Source organism: Pseudomonas sp. Leaf58 (assembly GCF_003627215.1).
In the GTDB taxonomy this organism is placed as follows: Bacteria; Pseudomonadota; Gammaproteobacteria; order Pseudomonadales; family Pseudomonadaceae; genus Aquipseudomonas.
In genome coordinates this window covers 1161632-1183498 of record NZ_CP032677.1, presented here as the reverse complement: position 1 = coordinate 1183498, position 21867 = coordinate 1161632, and the positions used below count along the sequence as shown (strand labels likewise).

General features: G+C 64.4%; 21 protein-coding genes. 3 read left to right on the top strand and 18 right to left on the bottom strand.

Annotation, left to right across the window (positions count from 1 at the left end; all coding sequences use genetic code 11):
• Positions 1-3: 3 nt before the first annotated feature.
• The 5 genes from DV532_RS05545 to ppc all read right to left on the bottom strand — a co-directional run bounded on the left by DV532_RS05545 (position 4) and on the right by ppc (position 5646).
• The gene (locus DV532_RS05545) at positions 4-873 is read right to left on the bottom strand and encodes a DUF72 domain-containing protein (protein WP_056796319.1); all 870 of its coding nucleotides are present in this window, start codon (positions 871-873) and stop codon (positions 4-6) included.
• A 3-nt stretch (positions 874-876) separates the two neighbouring features.
• On the bottom strand, positions 877-1167 hold the full coding sequence (locus tag DV532_RS05540; RefSeq protein ID WP_056796314.1) for a hypothetical protein: 291 nt from the start codon (positions 1165-1167) through the stop codon (positions 877-879).
• A gap of 130 nt (positions 1168-1297) precedes the next feature.
• Positions 1298-1972 (bottom strand): tRNA (adenosine(37)-N6)-threonylcarbamoyltransferase complex dimerization subunit type 1 TsaB, encoded by a 675-nt coding sequence (tsaB, locus tag DV532_RS05535; protein ID WP_056796312.1) that lies wholly within the window; start codon positions 1970-1972, stop codon positions 1298-1300.
• A 138-nt stretch (positions 1973-2110) separates the two neighbouring features.
• Complete coding sequence (adk, locus tag DV532_RS05530) at positions 2111-2761, bottom strand: adenylate kinase (RefSeq protein WP_056796308.1); 651 nt, start codon at positions 2759-2761, stop codon at positions 2111-2113.
• Positions 2762-3018: 257 nt separating this feature from the next.
• The gene (ppc, locus tag DV532_RS05525) at positions 3019-5646 is read right to left on the bottom strand and encodes a phosphoenolpyruvate carboxylase (RefSeq protein WP_056796306.1); all 2628 of its coding nucleotides are present in this window, start codon (positions 5644-5646) and stop codon (positions 3019-3021) included.
• 174 nt (positions 5647-5820) lie between these two features.
• Between ppc and DV532_RS05520 the strand changes: the two genes are divergently transcribed.
• From DV532_RS05520 to DV532_RS05510, 3 genes are all read left to right on the top strand, one after another.
• Entirely contained in the window at positions 5821-6162 is a 342-nt protein-coding gene (locus DV532_RS05520) for a hypothetical protein (RefSeq protein ID WP_056796305.1), read from the top strand.
• 501 nt (positions 6163-6663) lie between these two features.
• Positions 6664-7077, top strand: a complete 414-nt coding sequence (locus tag DV532_RS05515) for a DUF4398 domain-containing protein (protein ID WP_056796304.1) — start codon at positions 6664-6666, stop codon at positions 7075-7077.
• Between the two features lie 50 nt (positions 7078-7127).
• Positions 7128-7919 carry an OmpA family protein gene (locus DV532_RS05510; protein WP_056796303.1) on the top strand — a complete coding sequence of 264 codons (792 nt, stop codon included), beginning with the start codon at positions 7128-7130 and terminating at the stop codon, positions 7917-7919.
• 174 nt (positions 7920-8093) lie between these two features.
• On the opposite strand, the gene DV532_RS05505 is transcribed toward DV532_RS05510, so the two are convergent.
• The 13 genes from DV532_RS05505 to DV532_RS05445 form a co-directional block, all read right to left on the bottom strand.
• On the bottom strand, positions 8094-8420 hold the full coding sequence (locus DV532_RS05505) for a hypothetical protein (RefSeq protein ID WP_056796302.1): 327 nt from the start codon (positions 8418-8420) through the stop codon (positions 8094-8096).
• Positions 8417-9340 carry an alpha/beta hydrolase gene (locus DV532_RS05500; protein ID WP_056796301.1) on the bottom strand — a complete coding sequence of 308 codons (924 nt, stop codon included), beginning with the start codon at positions 9338-9340 and terminating at the stop codon, positions 8417-8419. Before DV532_RS05500 ends, DV532_RS05505 begins: the two co-directional genes overlap by 4 nt.
• Positions 9312-10589 carry a flavohemoglobin expression-modulating QEGLA motif protein gene (locus DV532_RS05495; RefSeq protein WP_056796300.1) on the bottom strand — a complete coding sequence of 426 codons (1278 nt, stop codon included), beginning with the start codon at positions 10587-10589 and terminating at the stop codon, positions 9312-9314. The genes DV532_RS05500 and DV532_RS05495 overlap by 29 nt, the downstream gene beginning before the upstream one ends.
• A 151-nt stretch (positions 10590-10740) precedes the next feature.
• Positions 10741-11289: a hypothetical protein gene (locus tag DV532_RS05490; RefSeq protein WP_056796298.1), complete on the bottom strand. Its 549-nt coding sequence runs from the start codon at positions 11287-11289 to the stop codon at positions 10741-10743.
• A 29-nt stretch (positions 11290-11318) separates the two neighbouring features.
• Positions 11319-12023 carry a TetR/AcrR family transcriptional regulator gene (locus DV532_RS05485; RefSeq protein ID WP_056796294.1) on the bottom strand — a complete coding sequence of 235 codons (705 nt, stop codon included), beginning with the start codon at positions 12021-12023 and terminating at the stop codon, positions 11319-11321.
• Positions 12024-12228: 205 nt separating this feature from the next.
• Positions 12229-13731, bottom strand: coding sequence for a lysine--tRNA ligase (gene lysS / locus DV532_RS05480; protein WP_056796292.1), 1503 nt, complete (start codon positions 13729-13731; stop codon positions 12229-12231).
• A 93-nt stretch (positions 13732-13824) separates the two neighbouring features.
• Positions 13825-14920 (bottom strand): peptide chain release factor 2 gene (prfB, locus tag DV532_RS05475; RefSeq protein ID WP_120715304.1). Its coding sequence is split into 2 segments (ribosomal slippage): positions 13825-14847 and positions 14849-14920, totalling 1095 coding nucleotides; the frame shifts between segments, so codons are not numbered across the junction.
• 142 nt (positions 14921-15062) lie between these two features.
• Entirely contained in the window at positions 15063-16067 is a 1005-nt protein-coding gene (gene wspR, locus DV532_RS05470) for a Wsp signal transduction system regulator diguanylate cyclase WspR (protein ID WP_056796288.1), read from the bottom strand.
• A 51-nt stretch (positions 16068-16118) separates the two neighbouring features.
• Complete coding sequence (gene wspF, locus DV532_RS05465; RefSeq protein ID WP_056796283.1) at positions 16119-17132, bottom strand: Wsp signal transduction system protein-glutamate methylesterase WspF; 1014 nt, start codon at positions 17130-17132, stop codon at positions 16119-16121.
• On the bottom strand, positions 17129-19432 hold the full coding sequence (locus DV532_RS05460) for a hybrid sensor histidine kinase/response regulator (RefSeq protein ID WP_056796279.1): 2304 nt from the start codon (positions 19430-19432) through the stop codon (positions 17129-17131). The genes wspF and DV532_RS05460 overlap by 4 nt, the downstream gene beginning before the upstream one ends.
• A complete protein-coding gene (locus DV532_RS05455) occupies positions 19429-20094 on the bottom strand; it encodes a chemotaxis protein CheW (protein ID WP_056796277.1) in 666 nt (221 codons plus the stop codon). The genes DV532_RS05460 and DV532_RS05455 overlap by 4 nt, the downstream gene beginning before the upstream one ends.
• Complete coding sequence (locus DV532_RS05450; protein ID WP_056796272.1) at positions 20091-21359, bottom strand: protein-glutamate O-methyltransferase CheR; 1269 nt, start codon at positions 21357-21359, stop codon at positions 20091-20093. Before DV532_RS05450 ends, DV532_RS05455 begins: the two co-directional genes overlap by 4 nt.
• Positions 21356-21862, bottom strand: coding sequence for a chemotaxis protein CheW (locus tag DV532_RS05445; protein ID WP_056796269.1), 507 nt, complete (start codon positions 21860-21862; stop codon positions 21356-21358). The genes DV532_RS05450 and DV532_RS05445 overlap by 4 nt, the downstream gene beginning before the upstream one ends.
• Between the last annotated feature and the right edge of the window lie 5 nt (positions 21863-21867).

Below are 21867 nucleotides of genomic sequence, written 5' to 3'. Positions count from 1 at the left end.
AGGTCAGAGTAGCCCCAGTTGTTCGACCTCGGGGGCGCGCGGCAATTCCGGCAGTGCGGCAAGCCCCGGCAGGCGCCGCATCAGCCTCTGGTGAAAGCGTTGCGCCAGCGCCGCCGCCAGGCGGTTGTCGGAGGTATGCAGGAAGATGTAAGGATTGCGGCCCTCCTCGACCCAGGCAGCCACCTTGGCCACCCAGGGGGTAAGGAAGGCCTCGTTGGCGTCAAGCTGCGGGTGGCCGATAAAACGTACCTGCGGATGCTGGCTGAAGGCTGCGGGGCGCGGCGGCACCTTGGGCTTCTTCGCTTGTGCATGCAGTACCGCGGGGTCGCGCGAGGTGCAACTGAACAGGGCACGCGGGTCGAGGCAGATACGCTCTACGCCGCGTTCGTGCAGCAGGCGGTTGAGCAGCCGCTCCTCCTCCCCCTTGGCAAAAAACGCCTGGTTGCGCACTTCCACGGCGACCGGCACGGCGATGTGGTCGAGGAAGTGGCAAAGCTCGCCCAGCCGTGCGGGGCCAAACTGGGCCGGCAACTGCAGCCAGTACGGCGCTACGCGCTGACCCAGCGGGGCCATCAGGCGGGTGAAGTCGAAGGCAGGCTCAAGCTGGTCACGCAGGTCGCCCTCATGGCTGATGTCCCTGGGGAACTTGGCAGTAAAACGAAAGTGTTCGGGCATCACCTGTGCCCAGCGCGCGAGGGTGCCTGGGGCAGGACGTGCGTAGAAGGTGGTATTACCCTCGACAGCGTTGAACACCTGGCTGTAGTAACCAAGCATTTCACTGCTATTGGCGTCGGCGGGGTATAGGTAGTCGCGCCAGGCGTTTTCGCTCCAGGACGGGCAACCGAGAAAATAAGGCAGGGGTGATGGCGTCATGCCTCAAATGTACAGGTCGAGCCCCAGTACTTCCATGTCCCAGTCGGTAAAACCGGCAGTGCTCAGGTAGCTGGCCAGCGCGTTGGCGGTGCGCCGGTCACGGGCGCGGGGAAAGACCATGTCTTGCTGCCGGGCTGGCAGGCCAGCGCTGCGACGGCGGGCGGTGGCTTCCTGCGGGACGGCTTCAGCCTCTTCGATCACCTCGGCATCGTCGATCGCATCGTCACGCACCGCTGCCTTGCGCGGCGTGCGTTTGACCGGATAAGACTGGGGTGAGAAACCGTCGATACGCATGGCATGAGCACTCAGGACCAATGATGGCAATCTAGCAGCATCAGGGGTCCATCGCTAATGCTTTAGTGCTAACTGGACCACAGACCGCGCAAAAGGTTTTGGGTCACCATCGCTAACCGACGAACAGCACTCAGTGCTTCTTGGGTGTGGCTACGTTATCGCGCAGGTACACCGGTTGCGCCTGCTCGGCGGCCACCGCTTCGCCGCGGGCCCAGGCAAAGCTGGCCAGGCTGAGAATGTCCAAGGCGTTGGGCAAGGCACTGGCATTGCTGGCCGCCACCTGCACGGCCAGGCGCTCGGCGTAGCCCCAGCCGGTACCGGCGCCGAACCATTCGCCGCTGCAGCCAACTGGCAGCGCCACCTGCTCGGGCGGCAGTACCGCCTCCGCGCCGACCAAGCGCATTTCACCGGCCGTGGCCTGGTAGCAGCCCCAGTACACTTCATCCATGCGCGCATCGATGGCGGCCGCCACCTGCTGCACGCCCTGCTCGCGCAATGCGCCCTGCGCCAGTGCAGCCAGGTTGGATACCGGCAGCACCGGGCGTTCGAGGGCGAACGCCAGGCCCTGGACCACGCCAATGGCAATGCGCACACCAGTGAACGCGCCCGGGCCACGGCCAAAGGCAATGGCATCCAGCGCATTCAGGGCTACGCCAGACTCGGCCAGCAGCTGCTTGATCATCGGCAGCAGCTTCTGGGCATGCATGCGCGGGATCACCTCGTAATGGCTGGTTACCTTGCCGTCATGCAGCAGCGCGACGGAACAGGCTTCGGTGGCGGTATCCAGGGCCAGCAGGGTGGTCATTGAACGGGTATCCAGGTGCTAATGAAAAGAGCGGCATTATAGAGCAGCTACGGCGTTGTGTCCCCAAAGGGCCGCTGTGCGGCCCAAAACGACAACGGCCCGCTAGCGGGCCGTTGTCGAGGTGCGTCAGGCGCTGGATCAGCTCAGGGCTGCCAGGACCTTGGCAGTGATGGCGTCGACCGAGCCGACACCTTCGATGTGGCTGTACTTAGGCTTGCCGGCATTGGCAGCCGACAGCTTCTGGTAGAAATCTACCAGTGGCTTGGTCTGGCTGTGGTAGACCGACAGGCGATGACGAACGGTTTCTTCCTTGTCATCGTCGCGCTGGATCAGCTCTTCGCCAGTCTCGTCGTCCTTGCCAGCCACTTTTGGCGGGTTGTACTGAACGTGGTAGGTGCGGCCCGAAGCCAAGTGCACGCGGCGGCCAGCCATACGGCCAACGATTTCCTCGTCGTCCACGGCGATTTCGACCACGGCGTCGATGTCGACACCAGCAGCGACCATGGCTTCGGCTTGCGGGATAGTGCGTGGGAAGCCGTCGAACAGGCAGCCGTTGGCGCAATCAGGCTGGGCAATGCGCTCCTTGACCAGGCTGATGATCAACTCGTCGGAGACCAGCTGGCCGGCATCCATGACTTTCTTCAGTTCCAGGCCTAGCGGGGTACCGGCCTTTACGGCGGCACGCAGCATGTCACCGGTGGAAATCTGGGGGATACCGAACTTTTCGGTGATGAACTTTGCCTGAGTACCTTTACCGGCCCCGGGAGCTCCCAGCAGAATTACGCGCATCTCGTGCTCCTCAAATTTTGTTATGAAATTCAATGGATTCGGCGACCAGGGCCAAGTCCGGAAAATCGGGTATGACCATAAATCGGTCAGAAGGCTGCTCAAGATACACAGCGCCCGGCAGCCAGACAAGCGTCCCAAAGTTGCAGGAATGCGCCACCTACGGCTGGCCTGGCAGGCGGTTGCGCCCGGCGCAACCACCCTTCCCGTTCACTTGCAGGGCCTGCACGGCGCACCGGCAGGCCTGCCTTGGCACACGCTCAGCCGGTGTTGCGCAAGCCGGCGGCGATACCTGCCACGGTCACCAGCAAGGCCTGCTCCAACGGGCTGTCCAGAGCGGCTTCGCGGCTGCGCGAGCGGGCCAGTAACTCGGCCTGCAGGCGGTGCAGTGGGTCCAGGTAGGTGTTGCGCAGGCGGATGAATTCCAGGGTCTCGGGGCTGTGCGCGAGTAGCACCGGCTGCCCGGTCAGGCCCAGCACCACCTGGCAGGACTGCGACAATAGGTCGCGCAGGTGCGCACCCAAAGGCAGCAAGTGCGGTTGCACCAGACGTTCGTCGTAGGCTTCGGCAATTTGCGCATCGGCTTTGGCCAGCACCATCTCCAGCATGTCGATGCGGGTGCGGAAGAACGGCCACTGCTCGCGCATCTGCGCCAGCAACTCACCCTGGCCGCGGGCCAGGGCATTATTAAGCGCCGTTTCCCAGCCCAGCCAAGCCGGCAGCATCAGGCGGGTTTGGGTCCAGCCGAAAATCCACGGGATCGCCCGTAGGCTTTCGATACCACCGGCGCGGCGCTTGGCCGGGCGGCTGCCTAGCGGCAGGCGCCCCAGTTCCTGTTCCGGTGTCGACTGGCGGAAGTACTCGACAAAATCAGGGTTCTCCCGCACCACGCTGCGGTAGGCCTTGACGCCGTCGGCAGCCAGCTGGTCCATCACCGCGCGCCAAGCCGGCTGCGGCGGTGGTGGTGGCAACAAGGTGGCTTCGAGTACGGCGGCCAGGTACAGGTTGAGGTTTTGCTCAGCGATGCCCGGCAAGCCGAACTTGAAGCGGATCATCTCGCCTTGCTCGGTGGTGCGAAAACGCCCCGCCACCGAACCCGGTGGCTGCGACAGGATCGCCGCATGCGCCGGGCCGCCGCCGCGGCCTACCGTGCCCCCACGGCCATGGAACAGCAGCAGCTCGACCTGATGCTCGGCGCAAATGCGCACCAGGTTTTCCTGGGCCCGGTACTGCGCCCAGGCGGCTGCCGTGGTACCGGCGTCCTTGGCCGAGTCGGAGTAGCCGATCATCACTTCCTGCGGGCCGCGCAGGGCGGCACGGTAGCCTGGCAGGCCGAGCAGGCGCTGCATCACCGGGCCGGCGTTATCGAGGTCAGCCAGGGTCTCGAACAGCGGTACCACGCGCATCGGGCGGGTCAGGCCGGCTTCTTTGAGCAGCAGTTGCACGGCCAGCACGTCCGACGCGGCACCGGCCATGGAGATGACATAAGAGCCCAGCGAGGCCGCCGGTGCTGCAGCAATTTCCCGGCAGGTCGCCAGCACCTCGGCGGTATCGGCTTGCGGCTTGAAGTGCGCGGGCAGCAACGGCCGACGGTTTTTCAGTTCGGCCTGAAGGAAGGCGATGCGCTGTTCTTCATCCCAATCGGCATAGCGCCCCAGGCCCAGGTAGTCGGTAATCTCGGTCAGCGCATCACGGTGACGGGCGGCGTCCTGGCGCACGTCCAGGCGGCCCAGGAACAAGCCGAAAGTAACGGCGCGGCGCAGGCAGTCGAGCAGCGGGCCTTCGGCGATTACACCCATGCCGGATTCGTGCAAGGACTGGTAACACAGCTCCAGCGGCGCGATCAGGTCACGGTTGTCCAGCAGCACCTCGGCGCTGGCCGGCTGGTGGCTGGTCAGCGCCGAATGCGCCCAGGCGCGCGTTGCCCGCAAGCGGTCGCGTAGCTGCTTGAGCACAGCGCGGTAGGGTTCGGCGCTATCGCCGACCCGCTCGCGCACAGCGTCGTTGGCCTGCTGCATGGACAACTCGGAAGCCAGTGCATCGATGTCACGCAGGAACAGGTCGGCGGCCATCCAGCGCGCCAGCAGCAAGACTTCACGGGTGACAGCTGCGGTCACGTTGGGGTTGCCGTCACGGTCACCGCCCATCCATGAGGCAAAGCGAATCGGTGCGGCTTCCAGTGGCAGACGCAGGCCGGTGGCCTCCAGCAGGGCCTTGTCCACCTTGCGCAGGTGGCTGGGGATGGCGTGCCACAGCGAGTGCTCGATCACCGCGAAGCCCCACTTGGCTTCGTCGACCGGGGTTGGCCGGGTGCGCCGGATCTCTTCGGTGTGCCAGGCCTCGGCGATCAACCGGCGCAGGCGCTCGCGCACCTGCTGGCGTTCGGCTGGGGTCAGGTCGCGGTGGTCCTGGGCGGCCAGTTGGCCGGCGATGGCATCGTACTTCTGGATCAGCGTGCGCCGGGCCACCTCGGTGGGGTGTGCGGTCAGCACCAACTGGATATCGAGCTTGGCCAGCTGCCGGGCCAGGGCATCATTGCTGTGGCCGGCCAGCTTCAGGCGCGCCAGCAGCTCGGGCAGTACCCGCGCCTCGAAAGGCTCGGGCTGGCCGGCGTCGCGGCGGCGGATCAGCTGGTACTGCTCGGCCATGTTGGCCAGGTTGAGAAACTGGTTGAAGGCCCTGGCCACAGGCAGCAGGTCTTCTTCGCCGAGGTCGGCCAGGGTCGAGCTCAGTTGCTCACCGGGGCCACGGCGGTCGGCCTTGGCACTGTGGCGAATGCCCTCGATTTTCTGCAGGAATGCCTCGCCATGCTGCTGGCGAATGGTGTCGCCCAGCAACTCACCCAGTACATGGACATCTTCACGCAAACGCACATCGATATCGGTCATTGGCCCACTCCGTTGCATCCCTTTCAGCCTCAGCGCCTGCACGGGGGCGCGGTATCGTCCAAGAGTGCCCACAGCCGAGCGACGATGGCAAGCCGTGATCGGCCAAAGCAAACTAAAGTGAAAGCACAGTACTCCCCTGCCATGCAGCCTTAGCAGGCGTTGATTGAGGTCATCATGAAAATTCGTGAACTCGCCCAGCACTGGGAACAGAATGCCGCCGGCACACTCAGCCGCACAGGCCATGTGTTGCACCTGGACCTGGAGTCCGAGGCACGCCTGGCCGCGCTGATAGACATGTACCCCAAGCGCACCGCCGAGGAACTGCTCGGCGAACTGGTGGCAGCCGCCCTCGAGGAGCTGGAAGCCAGCTTCCCTTATGTGCAGGGCCGGCAGGTCATCGCCACCGACGAAGAAGGCGACCCGCTGTACGAGGATGTTGGCCCTACGCCGCGCTTTCTGTCCCTGTCGCGGCAGCACCTGCACAGCCTGAGCAACAGTGCTGCTGATAGCGAATAGCGTGTGCCCGCTGTGCAGGGCTTGGGTTTTACAGCGCCTGTGAGATCGAGCGCCGCCCGCGCGGCGCTTCGCGGGGCAAGCCCGCTCCCACATTTGTTTCGGGCCAGTTACTCCTGTAACAGGCCCACGCGCCCCTTTGGCGCATGACTCGATATCGAGCCGTACAAACCAAGCAGACAGAGGTGACCTGACAGGAATGACTGGCCCGAAACAAATGTGGGAGCGGGCTTGCCCCGCGAAGCGCCGCGCGGGCGGCGCTCGATCTCACAGGCGATGCAAAACCTGAGGCATGAATACCCAAATCCAAGGCATCAACCAAAACACTCCTCCCCTGAGCAGAATTTTTCTGAACTATCCGAAAACCGCCTCAGTCCCAGCCAATAGCCATCACGCTAAAACCCTGCACACCTGCCGTTGTGCACCGTTGAGCTGAAGCGCACGGATTTGTCAGGGAATAAGCGATGGACTGCTACGGACATCGTCGTAAACAGGAGTGACCCAATGGAACTGACCACCAACAAAATCCGCACTTGCAAACCCTCATCCACTCAGGTGCGCGGGTTCAAGCTGGCCGCGCTGGCCCTGGGCAGTAGCCTGGTCCTGGCCGGCTGTGCAGGCAACCCGCCCACCGAGCAGTACGCCGTCACCCAGTCCGCCGTGAACTCCGCCGTTAGCGCTGGCGGCACCGAGTTTGCCGCCGTGGAAATGAAAGCGGCTCAGGACAAGTTCAAGCAGGCCGAGATCGCCATGCACGATAAACAGTATGACGACGCCAAACGCCTGGCCGAGCAGGCCGAATGGGACGCCCGTCTTGCCGAGCGCAAGGCCCAGGCAGCCAAGGCCCAGAAGGCCGTACAGGATGCCCGCCAGGGCGTTCAGGACGTACGTGAGGAAGGCCTGCGCAGCGCTCAGTGAGCCCAGCCACGCCAACCTTAGCCTTCGCACACGATTAAAGGATGAACACTATGCGCAATTACGTCATGATCCCCGCCCTGCTGGCCCTGAGCGTCGGCCTTGCTGCCTGCTCGCACGACCCGAATGCCAACCTCGAATCGGCCCGCAGCAACTTCTCCTCCCTGCAGAGCGACCCGCAATCGAGCAAGGTCGCGGCGTTGGAAACCAAGGACGCCCAGGATTGGCTGAACAAGGCCGACAAGGCCTACATGGAGCGTGAAGACCAGAACAAGGTCGACCAGTTGGCCTACCTGACCAACCAGCGCATCGAAGTGGCCAAGCAGACCATCGCCCTGCGCACCGCCGAGGCCGACCTGAAAAACGCCTCGGCCCAGCGCGCCCAGGCCAAGCTGGACGCCCGCGACGCACAAATCGCCAAACTGCAGGACAGCCTCAACGCCAAGCAGACCGACCGCGGTACGCTGGTCACCTTCGGCGACGTGCTGTTCGACTTCAACAAGGCCGAACTCAAGAGCAACGCCTACCCGAACGTCACCAAGCTGGCACAGTTCCTTCAGGAAAACCCGGAACGCAAGGTGATCGTCGAGGGTTACACCGACAGCGTCGGCTCGGCCAATTACAACCAGACCCTGTCCGAGCGCCGCGCCAACAGCGTGCGCATGGCGCTGGTGCGTGCCGGCGTCGACCCGGCGCGCATCGTTTCCCAGGGCTATGGCAAGGAGTACCCGGTAGCGAGCAACTCGAACAACTCGGGGCGTGCGCAAAACCGTCGGGTGGAGGTAACTATCTCCAACGACAATCAGCCGGTAGCGCCACGTTCGGTGAGCCAGGTGCAGCGGTAAGGCTGGCTGAAACGACAAGCCCCGCGATCGATGCGGGGCTTTCTTGTGCCTGTCCCGGCCCTTTCGCGGCTAAAGCCGCTCCCACAGAGAACGCGCAAAACTCGAAACCGGCGCGGTCCCTGTGGGAGCGGCTTTAGCCGCGAAAGGGCCAGTGCAGACAATAGAGGAGCCGGCTCACTGCACTTGCTGCGGGGTGTCCTCGCCCATGCAGCGCACCGCACGCTTGCGGTTGTCCACCAGCACGCCGGTCAGGCCTTTTTGCTGGGTATCGAACAGCACCAGCACGCCATCCACGCACTGCGCCACCTGCGCCGCAGGGTCCAAGGAAACCTTGTAGTCCTCGCCCGGGAGGGTCTTGAGCATGGTGAAGTCCTGCAGCAACAGGGCATCCTCGGGTTTGGCGAAATGCAGGTAACCGTAATACCACAAGGCCCCCACCGTCACGATGATGCTGCCGACACCGGTCAGGATCAGCGGGATGGCGTTGCGTTCTTCACTCATTGCTTGTTCTTCTCGTCAGGGTAGTTGGGCACTTCGGCAAGCCGCCGCAGGCCGTTGAAATGGCTGGGGTCATCGAGGAAACGCAGCATCACCTGGCGCCAGGTCGGGTCAGCGAAGGTCTGCACATGGCCACCACGGGTCAGTTGCAGCACGCGCGGCGCTGGCGCGTGCTGGTACAGGCGAATGCCGTTGTCCATGGGCACCAGGGTGTCGTCGATGCTGTGGAAGAACAGCTTGGGCGGGTTGCTCAGCTGCTCGACCGAGCGGATTGCGCTGTCACCGTCCGGCACCAGCCACGACAGCGGCACCTGCAGCGGCCAGGTCATCCACGACGTGCTGAGGGCAAAACGCCCGACCGCACGGTAGCTGGCCGGCACACCGTCGAACACCAACGCGCTGAAGCGCTGGCGCTGCTCGGGGTGGGCCGCCAGGTAGTGGATGGCCATGGCCCCACCAAGGCTCTGCCCCAGCAGCGCCAGCGGCTTGCCCTTGGCCTCGGGCGCCTGGTCCAGCCAGGCGATGGCCGCGGCGATGTCCTCGTACACTGCAGGCAGGCTCGGCGCGCCTTCGGACAGGCCATAGCCGCGGTAATCGACCATCAACACTTGGTAGCCCTGCTCCGGCAGCCAATAGCTGCCACCCAGGTGCCCAGGCAGGTTGCCACCGTTGCCGTGCAGGTGCAGCACCGTCCCCTTCACCTCGACCCCAGGCTTGGCCGGCAACCACCAGCCGTGCAGGCGAATGCCATCGGCAGTGGTCAAGGTGACGTCGCGGTACTCGAGCTTGGCTCGCTCAGGTGTGAACGCCTGGCCACGCTCGGGGTAGAACAGCAGGCTGCTGCAACCGCTCAGGCCCAGCAGCACCGAGCCCAAGGCCAGCAGGCGGCAGCACTCAGAGAATGTTCGCGTAGTCAGCTTCAATACGGTCCAGGCTCAGGTGGTTGAGGAAGTTGGAGAAGCACATCCAGGCCGACAGCGCGTTAAGGTCGCGGAACTGTTCGGGCAGGTACTTGGGCGGCTCGACCAAGCCTTCCTCGACCAGCTGGCGCAAGGTACGCATGTCTTCCAAGGTGGTCTTGCCACAGAACAGCAGCGGGATCTGTTCGAGCTTGCCCTTCTTCACGGCCAACTGAATGTAGTTGTAAACCATGATGAAGCCCTTGAGGTAGGACAAGTCCTTGGTAAATGGCAGGCCATTAGGCACCGAACCGCGGAACACCCGGCTGGCATTGCTGTAGCTCTGCGCCATCTCGAAGCCCTGCTCGCGGAAGAACCCGTAAACCTGCATGAAATCGGCGCCCTCCTCGACCATGTGAATGGCGCGGGTGCGGTTGGTGAGCTTGCGCAGGCGGCTGGGGTACGAGGCGAAGGCGATCACCTCCATGAGGATGGCCAGGCCTTCCTGGGTCACCGTCGACGACGGTGGGCCCTTGGCCAGGAAGGTGCAGATCGGCTGGTTCAGGCCGTTGAGCGTGGTGCCGACGTGCACCAGCCCTTCGTGCACCTCCAGGGCGCGCACGTCGCGGGCGTTGAACATGGCGTCGGCGCGCACCTTGATATAGTCGGCCCCGGCCGCGGCATCGGCAACGATGCCGTCGGACTCGAACACGCGGATGGTTTCTTCGGCTTCACCGAACACCTTGTTCAGCCGCCGCTGGAGGATGTCGACGGCCTCCTTGGCAGTCAGGTTCTTCGGCTCGTCCTTGAGGTCGCCACGGCCATCGATGTTGTTCAGGTAGTCCGACAGCATCAGGCCGAGGTCGGCAAGGGTCGGGTCACCGGCATGGAAGGCATCCGAGGCAGCGCCGTACAACTCTTGGGAGATCAGGCCGAAATCCTCGGTGCCACGCGCTTCGAGCATGCGCACCACCATGCGGTATTCGCGGCACATGCGCTTCATGATCTGGCCGACCGGGTTGAACTGGCCGAGCTGACGAATGATGTCGCGCTCGATGCCCTGGAACTCGGCCTTGACCGCGCTGGAGTCGAACGACAACGGGCGTGATTGGTAATAGGCGCGGTCGACGGCTGGCGGCTCCTTGCCCTTGGCTTTGAGGAAGCCCTGGCGAATATTGTCGTCCCACTTCACCGCGTCCAGAACCCGGATGGGGGTTTGCGCCGCAACGATGCGGTCGGACAAGGCGCGGATGGTTTGCTGGTATTCGTCCACCGGGGGACTCCTTATTGGAACAAAGTGCCAAGCCTTGCTTTGCCTGTACCGGCCTCTTCGTGGCTAAAGCCGCTCCTACAGGGGTATCACAGCCCTCAAGCCTGATGCAGCCCCTGTGGGAGCGGCTTTAGCCGCGAAGAAGCCAACGCCGTCATTTGCCGGAGCGCTGGAACCGCGCCACCTCGACGAACAGGTCGGAGTTGGCCGGGTCGTCCAGGTAGGCCAACACCCGCGCCGAAGGGCTGTCGATCAGCACGCCGTCGCCGTTGTCTTCCGGCACCTCGGTGCTGCGCCCGGTGAGTTCCTTCTTGTCCACCGCTTGCTGCACCTGCTCGACATCCAGGTTGTAGACCACCAGTTCCTTGCCATCGACGATGTCGAAACCGCCAATCAGGAAGTTGCCACCCAGGCGCTTGGGCACGCCCGCCGACAGGTACCAGCGGTTGCCATGGCGCGACACGGTGAACACGTACTCCTCAGGGGCCTTGCCCTTGGCCGTGGCCACCGCCTTGTAGGCATCGCCACCACTACGGCTGATGGTAAGTTTCAGCGGCTCGCCCCAGGCGTCCTTGCTGCTCCACTTGCCGAGCAGGGCCTTGGGCGCTGCCTGGTTGCTGGGCAACGGCTCGTGGAAGGTCACCAGACAACCGCCCAGCAGTAGGAATGACAGCGTCAACAACACCACACGCCAGGCTTTCATCAGGTTCTCCTTGAAAAGTCGGTCTCGGCTCAGGCCGACGCCAGCACCAGCTGCAGGTATCGGGTAAGCATAGCGAGCATCTGCCCATCGGCTTGCACGTTGGCATCCGTGAGCAGGCCCTGATATTCCATCTGCTCGATAATCGCCGTCAACATTTGCGCGTCTTGTTCTGGTTGCCGCGAGCCCACTACCTGCAGCAATTGCCGGGTGCCATGCAGCAGGATCTGCTCATGGGCGCACACCAGCTCGGCCAGGCGCGGGCACAGCAACGCCTCTTGGCGGAAGGCCTGCTCGGCCATCAGGAAGTCACGGCGGTTGAGTAATTGCCGCTGGACGTAGTCGGCGGTCATGCGCGCCACTTCATCCGCCAAACGCGCCCGCGCCTGCGGGCTGCCATCGCCCTGGGCGAGCATTTGGCGCAGCACCACTTCGGTGTTGGCCCACAGTTTGGCCATGTAGGCGGCGCTGCGCTCGACGTACTGGGCAAAGGTATCGGTGAGCAGGTCCTCGATGTCCTTGAAGTAGTAGGTGGTGGCCGACAGTGGCACACCGGCCTCGGCGGCCACGGCGCGGTGGCGCACACCGCGTACGCCATCGCGTACGACGATGCGCATGGCAGCATCGAGGATCAGTTGGCGGCGCTGTTCGCTGCCTTGGCGGGCAGTCTTGCGGCCTTGGTATTGCACGCTTTCGGCGACGGCGGTGGCGATGCCGGCGGCGCCTTGGTGAGGCATGGCGGGTGTCACGGGGGTACCTCATGGACAGTGTTTCGTCAGTGCTGGCCCTTTTGCGGCAAAACCCGCGCCTACAAGGACCGCACAGCATTCAGGCCCTGCGCAACCCTTGTAGAAGCGGCTTTAGCCGCGAAGAGGCCAGTACTGACAACATAAAGCTTCAGGCAAGAAAAAGCCGCCTCGAAAGGCGGCTTTTTCAATTCACTCAGGCCTGCGGACGCATGTGCGGGAACAGGATCACGTCGCGGATCGACGGCGAGTTGGTCAGCAGCATCACCAGGCGGTCAATGCCAATGCCTTCACCAGCGGTTGGCGGCATGCCGTACTCCAGGGCGCGAACGAAGTCGGCGTCATAGTGCATCGCTTCGTCGTCACCGGCGTCCTTCTCGGCCACCTGGGCCAGGAAGCGCTCGGCCTGGTCTTCGGCATCGTTGAGCTCGGAGTAGGCGTTGGCGATTTCACGGCCACCGATGAACAGCTCGAAACGGTCGGTAACAGCCGGGTTGTCGTCGTTGCGACGGGCCAGCGGCGACACTTCGAACGGGTACTCGGTGATGAAGTGCGGCTGCTCCAGCTTGTGCTCGACCAGCTCCTCGAAAATCATCACCTGCAGCTTGCCCAGGCCTTCATGGCCCAGCACCTTGGCACCGGCCTTCTTGGCGATGTCGCGGGCGCGGTCGACGTCCTGCAGGTCGGCAGCGGTCAGCTCCGGGTTGTACTTGAGAATCGAGTCGAACACCGACAGACGCGCGAACGGCTCGCCGAAGTGGAACACCTTGTCGCCGTAAGGCACATCGGTGCTGCCCAGTACCAGCAGCGCCAGCTCGCGGAACAGTTCCTCGGTGAGGTCCATGTTGTCGCGGTAGTCGGCGTAGGCCTGGTAGAACTCAAGCATGGTGAATTCTGGGTTGTGACGAGTCGAAACGCCTTCGTTACGGAAGTTGCGGTTGATCTCGAACACTTTCTCGAAGCCACCTACCACCAGGCGCTTGAGGTACAGCTCCGGCGCGATACGCAGGAACATGGCCATGTCCAGCGCATTGTGGTGGGTTTCAAATGGCTTGGCTGCGGCACCACCTGGGATGGTTTGCAGCATCGGCGTCTCGACTTCGAGGAAGTCACGCTCGATGAGGAACTTGCGGATGTGCGAGATCACCTGCGAACGCACACGGAACGTGTTGCGGGTGTCTTCGTTGACCATCAGGTCGACGTAGCGCTGGCGATAGCGCTGCTCGGTATCGGTCAGGCCGTGGTGCTTGTCGGGCAGCGGGCGCAGCGACTTGGTCAGCAGGCGCACGTTGGTCATTTCGACGTACAGGTCGCCCTTGCCGGAACGGGCCAGGGTGCCTTCGGCGCTGATGATATCGCCCAGGTCCCAGGTTTTGACCGCGGCCAGGGTTTCTTCTGGCAGGGTCTTGCGGTTGACGTAGACCTGGATGCGACCGGTCATGTCCTGGATGACCATGAACGAGCCACGGTTGAGCATGATGCGGCCGGCTACCTTGACCGGGATCGCTGCAGCTTCCAGTTCTTCCTTGGTCTTGTCCGCGTACTGTTTCTGCAGGTCGTTGCAGTAGCTGTCGCGACGGAAGTCATTGGGGAAGGCATTGCCCTTGGCGCGCTCGGCGGCAAGTTTTTCCTTGCGCAGGGCGATCAGGGCGTTTTCTTCCTGTTGCAGGTCTTGCGCTTCGGTCTTCAGGTCGCTCATTTCGTCATTCTTTCCATCAGGTGTTCGTTGCCCCTTTCGGGCAGGGCACGCGGTACCGGCCCCAGGCCTGGTACCGCGGCGGTTGGGTGCGGCTTACAGCCCCTGCTTGAGGCTCGCTTCCAGGTACTGGTCGAGGTCGCCGTCCAGGACCTTCTGGCAATCGCTACGCTCGACGCCGGTACGCAAGTCCTTGATGCGCGAGTCATCCAGTACGTAGGAGCGGATCTGGTGGCCCCAGCCGATGTCCGACTTGCTGTCTTCCAGCGCCTGTGAAGCGGCGTTGCGCTTCTGCATCTCCAGCTCGTACAACTTGGCCCGCAGCATTTTCATGGCGGTGTCTTTGTTGGCGTGCTGCGAGCGTTCATTCTGGCAGGCCACCACGGTGTTGGTCGGCACGTGGGTGATACGGACCGCCGAGTCGGTGGTGTTCACGTGCTGGCCACCGGCACCGGAGGAGCGGTAGGTGTCGACGCGCAGGTCGGCCGGGTTGATCTCGATTTCGACCTTGTCGTCGATTTCGGGCGACACGAACACCGCCGAGAACGAGGTGTGGCGACGGGCACCGGAGTCGAACGGGCTCTTGCGCACCAGGCGGTGGACACCGATTTCGGTGCGCAGCCAGCCGAACGCGTACTCGCCCTTGATGTGCACGGTGGCGCCTTTGATGCCGGCGACTTCACCTTCGGACAGCTCGATGATGGTGGCATCGAAACCGCGCTTGTCGGCCCAGCGCAGGTACATGCGCAGCAGGATGTTGGCCCAGTCCTGTGCTTCGGTACCACCGGAACCGGCCTGGATGTCCAGGTAGGCGTTGTTCATGTCCATCTCGCCGCTGAACATGCGACGGAACTCAAGCTGGGCCAGGGATTCTTCAAGGGCCTGCAGCTCGGTCTCGACGTCGCTGACGGCGCCTTCATCACCTTCCTCGACCGCCATGTCGAGCAAGTCTTTGCAGTCGGCCAGGCCGTTGGACATCTTGTCCAGGGTCTCGACGACCTGCGCCAGCATGGCCCGCTCGCGGCCCAGGCTCTGGGCGTACTCGGGCTTGTTCCAGACGTTAGGGTCTTCCAGCTCGCGGTTGACTTCGATCAGGCGGTCATGCTTGTGATCGTAGTCAAAGATACCCCCGAATAGACTGGGAACGCTCGGTGAGGTCCTTGATGGTGTTCAGGATCGGTTGGATTTCCATGGGCGGGCGGCTCTCGTGCGAATTCGGTGAAAAGCCCGCGAGTATAACCGAGTCCACCGCACGGCGGCAGACCCGCCGGGCGGTAGAAGTGGTATCGGCAGAACCCTATTGAGCACAGGGCCTCATCGCCGTTGAGGCCCTGTCAGGCGATACCAACCTGGTTGCGCCCACCATCCTTGGCCTGGTATAGGCCCTTGTCCGCCGCCGAGATCAGCTGCCGGCAAACACTGCCGATGGCAGGGGTTTGGGTGGCCAGGCCGATGCTCACGGTCAGGTGTGAGCCGGCCACCGGGGCGGTGTGCGGGATGCCCAGGCCGAGCACGGTCTGGCGCAGCTTCTCGGCCACCAGGCGGGCTCCGCCGGGCGAGGTGTTGGGCAGCACCAGGGCGAACTCCTCGCCGCCATAGCGCGCCGGCAGGTCGGTGGGCCGCGAGCACGAGCCGCGCAGCGCTTCGGCGACCTGGCGCAAGGCCTCGTCACCGGCCAAGTGGCCAAAGCTGTCGTTGTAAGCCTTGAAGTAATCCACATCGATCATCAGCAGCGACAACTGCTGCTGCTCACGCATGGCCCGGCGCCATTCCAGCTCCAGGTACTCGTCGAAGTGGCGGCGGTTGGACAACCCGGTCAGGCCATCGGAGTTCATCAGCCGCTGCAGCATCAGGTTCGAGTCGAGCAACTGCTGCTGACTGACGCGCAGGGCACGGTAGGCCTCGTCCCGTTGCAACAAGGTCAGGTAGGAGCGCGAATGGTAGCGGATGCGCGCTACCAACTCGATATTGTCCGGCAACTTGACCAGGTAATCGTTGGCCCCGGCGGCAAACGCCGCGCTCTTGACCAATGGGTCTTCCTTGGTCGACAGGACGATGATCGGGATGTCCTGGGTAGCCGGGTTGTTGCGGTACTCACGAACCAGGGTCAGCCCGTCCAGGCCAGGCATGATCAGGTCCTGGAGGATTACCGTGGGCTTGATGCGCATGGCCTGGGCCACCGCCTGGTGCGGGTCGGCGCAAAAGTGAAAATCGATGTTCTCTTCATTGGCCAGACCACGCCGCACCGCCTCGCCGATCATGGCCTGGTCGTCGACCAGCAGCACCATCGCCGAGTTTTCGTTGGTGGTGGCAAAACCTTCGATCGGTAAATCATTCATACCTGTTCACCCGATCACTGCCGGCCAGGCGGCGTGATTCAATACACATCGTCATTTTGCGAAAATTTCCATCAAGCGCCCGGCGATTCGCTCCAGCGGGCGAACTTCCACTGCGGCATCGATGGCCACGGCGGCTTTAGGCATGCCGTACACCGCACTGCTGGCCTGGTCCTGGGCAATGGTCAGGAAGCCCTGCTGACGCATCAGCTTCAGGCCTTGGGCCCCGTCGCGGCCCATACCGGTGAGCAACACGCCCACCGCATCACCGCTCCAGTAACGCGCCACACTCTCGAAGAACACATCGATCGAGGGCCGGTAGATTTCATTCACCGGTTCGGCAGTGTAGGCCAGTTGGCCATTCTGTAGCAGGCGAATGTGGTGGTTGGTGCCGGCCAGCAACACCTGCCCCGGCTGCGGCGGCTCACCTTCACGGGCCAGGCGTACCGGCAGGCCGGCAGCGCTGCTAAGCCATTCGGCCATGCCTGCGGCAAACACCTGGTCCACATGCTGGACCAGCACGATAGCGGCCGGAAACGCCGCCGGCAGGCTCTTGAGCAGCACTTCGAGGGCTGCCGGGCCACCCGCGGACGAGCCGATCGCCACCAGCCCACGGTGCGCGGACGCCGCCCGCACTGGCGCGGCGACCGGGCGGGCGGCCGGTGCACGCTGCTGGCCAATCAACCAGCTTATGTTGAGGATCTTGCGCAGCAGTGGCGCTGCTGCTTCACGCGGATCGCCCGCCCCCAGCGCTGGCGTATCGACCACATCCAGGGCGCCGTGGCCCATGGCCTCGAACACCCGGTGCACGTTCTGTTTACGGTCGACCGTGACGATGACGATGGCGCACGGGGTTTCGGCCATGATTCGCCGGGTCGCCTCCACGCCGTCCATCACCGGCATGATCAGGTCCATGAGGATCAGGTCCGGCAACTGCTCGCTGCAGCGCTGCACCGCCTCGGCGCCATTGCTGGCGACCCACACCACTTGGTGCGCGGGCTCCAGGGCGACCGCCCGGCGCAGCGCCTCGACGGCCATGGGCATGTCATTGACGATGGCGATCTTCATCCTTGAGCACCTCCAATCAACTCAACTACAGCATCCAGCAACGCATCGTCGTGGAAACTGGCCTTTGCCAAATAGTAGTCGGCTCCGGCATCCAGGCCACGCCTTCGGTCTTCCTCGCGGTCCTTGTAGGACACCACCATTACCGGCAGCGATTGCAGGCGCTGGTCGCGGCGCACCAGGGTGACCAGCTCGATGCCGTCCATGCGCGGCATGTCGATGTCGGTGATCAACAGGTCGAAGTCCTCGCCGCGCAGGGCGTTCCAGCCGTCCATGCCGTCCACCGCCACGGCCACCTCGTAACCGCGGTGGCCCAGCAGCTTGCGCTGCAGCTCACGCACGGTCAGCGAATCGTCGACCACCAGGATGCGCTTGCGGACCACGCCACGCGCGCCACTGCTGCCGCGCGCGATGCGCTCCAGGCTGCCCGTACTGAGCAGTTTCTCGAGCGAACGCAACAAGTCCTCGACATCAACGATCAGCACCACCGAGCCATCATCGAGCAAAGCGCCGGAGGATATGTCCTGCACCTTGCCCAGCCGCGGGTCAAGCGGCATCACCACCAGCACCCGCTCGCCTATCAGGCGCTCCACGGCCACGCCATACAGTTGCTCGCGCTCTCGGATCACCACCACCCGCAGGCTACTTTCCTCAGTTTGCCCAGCCGGGCGGTTGAGCAGCTGGCTGGCCGCTACCAGGCCGATATGCCGGCCTTCGTGCCAGAAATGCTGGCGCCCTTCGATCTGCACGATCGCTTCGGCAGCCACTTCCAGCGTGCGTTCGATATGGGCCAGCGGGAAGGCATAGGCTTCGCCACCCACTTCGACCACCAGGCTGCGCACTACCGACAGGGTCAGCGGCACCTGCAGGTGGAAGCGGCAGCCCTGCCCGGCCACCTGGGTCAGCTCGATCGAACCGCGCAGCTCACGGATCATATGCTGCACCGCATCCAGGCCCACACCACGCCCAGACACCTCGGTGACCTTGTCACGCAGGCTGAACCCGGGCAGGAACAGAAACGTCAGCAGCTCTGCCTCACTCATCCGCGCCACCGTGTCGGCGGGCGACAGCGCCCGCTCGACGATGTTGCTGCGCAAGCGCTCCAGGTCGATGCCGGCGCCATCGTCGATCAACTCCAGGCTGAGCATGCCAGCCTGGTGCGAGGCACGCAGGCGAATCACGCCCTCCTCTGGCTTGCCTGCCAGCAGGCGCCGCTCCGGCAGCTCGATGCCGTGGTCGACGGCATTGCGCAACAGGTGGGTCAGTGGCGCTTCGAGCTTTTCCAGTACATCGCGGTCGACTTGAGTCTTATCCCCTTCCACCAGCAACCCCACCGGCTTGCCCAGCGAGCGGCCAAGGTCACGGACCATGCGGCTCTGGCCGGTCAACACATCGGCAAACGGGCGCATTCGGCAGGCCAGCGCGGTGTCGTACAACAGTTGCGCGCGCTGGCTGGCCTGCCAGCCGAATTCGTCGAGGTCGGCAGCCTGCTGCTGCAAAATCTGCTGGGTTTCCGCCAGCAGGCGCTGGGTTTGGGCCAAGGCTTCGAGTACCTCGCTGCTCTGGCCACTGTCCTCCAGTTGCAGGCGCAAGCTGTCGAGTGCCTGCATGCCCTGGCCATGCATGCGCTTGAGGCGCTGCAGGGTGGCCAGGTAAGGCTTGAGCCGCTGGGTTTCCACCAGCGATTTGCTGGACAGGTCGAGCAGGCTGTTGAGGCGATCGGCGGTTACCCGCAATACCCGCTCCGCGCCCTCACCGGCGCGCTTGCCGGCCCTGCGCCGCGGGGCCGGCTCGGGTTCGGGCGGTGGCTCGAGGAGGTCAGCGGGCAGCGACAATGGCGCGGGCAGTACGAGGGGTAGCGATGTTGCTGGCAGCGCGGGCACAGCAGGGGTTGCGGCAGGCATGGCCGGCGCACCCGGGTCGAGCAGGCTGGCCATTTGCGCGAGGAACACCGGCAGGGTCGCCTGCGCCCCGGCATCCCCCGGCGTGGCGATGCGCATCAGCAGGTCGGTGCCCTGCAGCAGGGCGTCGATATGCTCGGCGCTCAGGCGCAAGCGGCCTTCCTGGGCGGCTACCAGGCAGTCTTCCATGACGTGGGCGACGCTGACGCCAGCGTCCACCCCGACGATCCGTGCGGCGCCCTTCAAGGAGTGGGCGGCGCGCATGCAGGCCTCGAGCTGGTCGGCCTGGGTGGGGTTGCGCTCCAGCGCCATCAGGCCGGCGCTGAGCACCTGGGTTTGTGCCTCGGCCTCCAGGCTGAACAGTTCGAGCAACGATGCGTCGCGCATTTGCTCTGGGGTCATGACAGGCTCCGCTGCACGGCAGAAAGTAAGTGTTGATCGTCCAGAACCCGCACGCTGCGGCCACGCCATTGCAGCACTGCGGCGGTGAAGTGGGTGGCGTCCTGGCCGCTGCCAAGCAGTAGCGGGTCGAGCCGGTGAATGCCATCAATTTCTTCGACCGCCATCACTACCGGCCCGCCTTCAGCCGCCAAAATCAGCATGCGCGGCAACGCCCGGCCGCCACGCTGCTCGGCGCCGCTGGCCTGCACGCCCAGCAGGTCGGCCAGCGACAGGCACGGCACCAGCGCACCGCGCACGTTGGCCACGCCCTGCAGCAACCGCGAGCGCTGGTGCGGCAAGGAATGCACCGCCTGCAGCGGGGCGATTTCGGCCAGGCAGGCGGTGGCCAGAGCCAGCCACTCTTCGCCCAGGCGAAACAGCAGCATGGAGCGGCCGGTGTTTTCCTCGACAGGCAAGGCCACCGCCGCCTGGTGCTCCTGCATCAGCGCGTAGCGGTCGAGCAACCGCGTCGCCGCGGCGGCATACACCTCGCAATTGCGGCAGTGAACATGCCGCGGCAGCAACGGGCACTGCTTGTCACCATGCACACCGATGCGGTTCCAGCAATCGTCGATGTGCGCATCTTCTTCGGCGAGCAACTGCATCGCAGAGGTACCCTTCATCGTTCAGGCTCCCGGCCAACCCGCGCGGCACGTTCCTGCAGGCGCCGGGCACCGGCCAAATCGCCCTGGGCCGCCAGCAAGGCCGCCAGGTGCACCAGCGCCTCGGGGTGCTGCGGCTCCAGGTACAGGGCTTTGCGATAGTGGCTCAGCGCCTGCTGCGCATCGCCATCGGTATCGCTGAGCAGCCCCAGCCAGTAATACACCTGCGCCGAAGGCGCGAACTGGCCCAGGTAACGCTGGCATTCGGCACGCGCCTGCTGGCTGGCGCCGGCATTGGCAAGCCGGGCAATACTGGCCAGCAACTCGCTGGCTTCCTCGCGCTTTTGCTCGCGCGCTGGCGCTGGCCTGGCGGCCACAGGCAGCACACGCAGTGGGCGTGGCAACGCAGCGCTCGGCGGCGGATAGGCCGGCGCTGCCATGGCCGGCAAGGTGCGTCGCGCTGGCTGGGGCGGGGCCAGCGCGGCGTCACCGCCCTGCTGGCGCACGTAAGCGAATGACTGGGCAATCCCCAGCGGGCGCATGCCCAACCGCGCCAGCAAGCTGCCTTCGGCTGGGCCGATGAACAACACGCCCTGCGGGTGCAGCAGGCGCTTGAGCACTTCGAACACTCGCTGTTGGGTAGGCACGTCGAAATAGATCAACAGGTTGCGGCAGAACACGAAGTCGTACAGGCCATCGCGGGTGGCCAGCCCTGGGTCGAGCACATTGCCCACCTGCAGGCTGACCTGTTCGCGCACCCGTTCATGCAGGCGGTGGCCTTCGTCGACGGCCTCGAAGTAGCGCTCGCGAAAGCCCAGCTCATTGCCGCGGAAGGCATTGCGCCCATAAACGGCTTGCCCGGCCTTGGCCACCGAAAGGGGGCTGATGTCCATGCCGTCGATCAGGAACGCCCCTGGCGCGATGCCAGCGTCAAGCAGGGCCATGGCCAGCGAATAAGGTTCCTCACCGGTTGAGCATGGCAGGCTGAGCAAGCGCAGCGGGCGTGCACCGGCCAGCTCGGCCAGGCGCTTATGCGCCAGGCTGGCCAGGGCAGTGAAGGATTCGGGATAACGGAAAAACCAGGTTTCCGGGACGATGACTGCCTCGATCAGCGCCTGTTGCTCATCCATCGACTGCTGCAGGCACACCCAGTAATCGTCCAGGCCCGTGGCGTTCACAGCCTCGCAACGCTGGCGCAGTGCACGCTCGACCATGGGCGCCCCAACCGACTCCACGTCCAGGCCAATGCGCTCGCGCAAGAAGCGGAAAAAATGCTGTTCGTTCATCTCGGCATCCCTGTCGGGGCATCGGCGTACAGTAGCCGATGCACGGCGTCGGGCAGCAGGTCATCGACTTCGATGCGCTGCAACAGGCCCTGGTCATCCTGACGCACCGGGCCCAGGTAAGGGGCTTCGCCGCTGTCCACGCCGTAAGGTTGGAACTCGTCGGGGTGGCAGCGCAGGGTTTCGGTGGCCTGTTCCAGGATCAGGCCAAGCTGCAGGCCGCCGCGGTAATGCACCAGCACCAGGCGCGTACTGGTACGTTGCGCCGCCGGCTGGCCAAAGCTCAACGCCGCCAGGTCGACCACCGGCACCAGCCAGCCACGGTGCGCAAGAAGCCCCGCCACCCAGGCCGGCGCCTGGGCGATGGGCTTGAGCGGCTGGCGCGGCAGCACCTCGATCACCTCGTGCACGCTCAGGGCAAAGCGCTGTTCCTGGATGCGAAACTGTAGGTACAACGCCCCCTTGGCGCTGCCCGCCCGCGCAGCGTGCGGTTGCAAGTGGTTCATCGCAG

Coding starts and splice junctions, on each gene's coding strand:
- DV532_RS05545 (WP_056796319.1), bottom strand. CDS start 873: ATGACGCCATCACCCCTGCCTTATTTTCTCGGTTGCCCGTCCTGGAGC.
- DV532_RS05540 (WP_056796314.1), bottom strand. CDS start 1,167: ATGCGTATCGACGGTTTCTCACCCCAGTCTTATCCGGTCAAACGCACG.
- tsaB (WP_056796312.1), bottom strand. CDS start 1,972: ATGACCACCCTGCTGGCCCTGGATACCGCCACCGAAGCCTGTTCCGTC.
- adk (WP_056796308.1), bottom strand. CDS start 2,761: ATGCGCGTAATTCTGCTGGGAGCTCCCGGGGCCGGTAAAGGTACTCAG.
- ppc (WP_056796306.1), bottom strand. CDS start 5,646: ATGACCGATATCGATGTGCGTTTGCGTGAAGATGTCCATGTACTGGGT.
- DV532_RS05520 (WP_056796305.1), top strand. CDS start 5,821: ATGAAAATTCGTGAACTCGCCCAGCACTGGGAACAGAATGCCGCCGGC.
- DV532_RS05515 (WP_056796304.1), top strand. CDS start 6,664: ATGGAACTGACCACCAACAAAATCCGCACTTGCAAACCCTCATCCACT.
- DV532_RS05510 (WP_056796303.1), top strand. CDS start 7,128: ATGCGCAATTACGTCATGATCCCCGCCCTGCTGGCCCTGAGCGTCGGC.
- DV532_RS05505 (WP_056796302.1), bottom strand. CDS start 8,420: ATGAGTGAAGAACGCAACGCCATCCCGCTGATCCTGACCGGTGTCGGC.
- DV532_RS05490 (WP_056796298.1), bottom strand. CDS start 11,289: ATGAAAGCCTGGCGTGTGGTGTTGTTGACGCTGTCATTCCTACTGCTG.
- DV532_RS05485 (WP_056796294.1), bottom strand. CDS start 12,023: ATGCCTCACCAAGGCGCCGCCGGCATCGCCACCGCCGTCGCCGAAAGC.
- lysS (WP_056796292.1), bottom strand. CDS start 13,731: ATGAGCGACCTGAAGACCGAAGCGCAAGACCTGCAACAGGAAGAAAAC.
- wspR (WP_056796288.1), bottom strand. CDS start 16,067: ATGAATGATTTACCGATCGAAGGTTTTGCCACCACCAACGAAAACTCG.
- wspF (WP_056796283.1), bottom strand. CDS start 17,132: ATGAAGATCGCCATCGTCAATGACATGCCCATGGCCGTCGAGGCGCTG.
- DV532_RS05460 (WP_056796279.1), bottom strand. CDS start 19,432: ATGACCCCAGAGCAAATGCGCGACGCATCGTTGCTCGAACTGTTCAGC.
- DV532_RS05455 (WP_056796277.1), bottom strand. CDS start 20,094: ATGAAGGGTACCTCTGCGATGCAGTTGCTCGCCGAAGAAGATGCGCAC.
- DV532_RS05450 (WP_056796272.1), bottom strand. CDS start 21,359: ATGAACGAACAGCATTTTTTCCGCTTCTTGCGCGAGCGCATTGGCCTG.
- DV532_RS05445 (WP_056796269.1), bottom strand. CDS start 21,862: ATGAACCACTTGCAACCGCACGCTGCGCGGGCGGGCAGCGCCAAGGGG.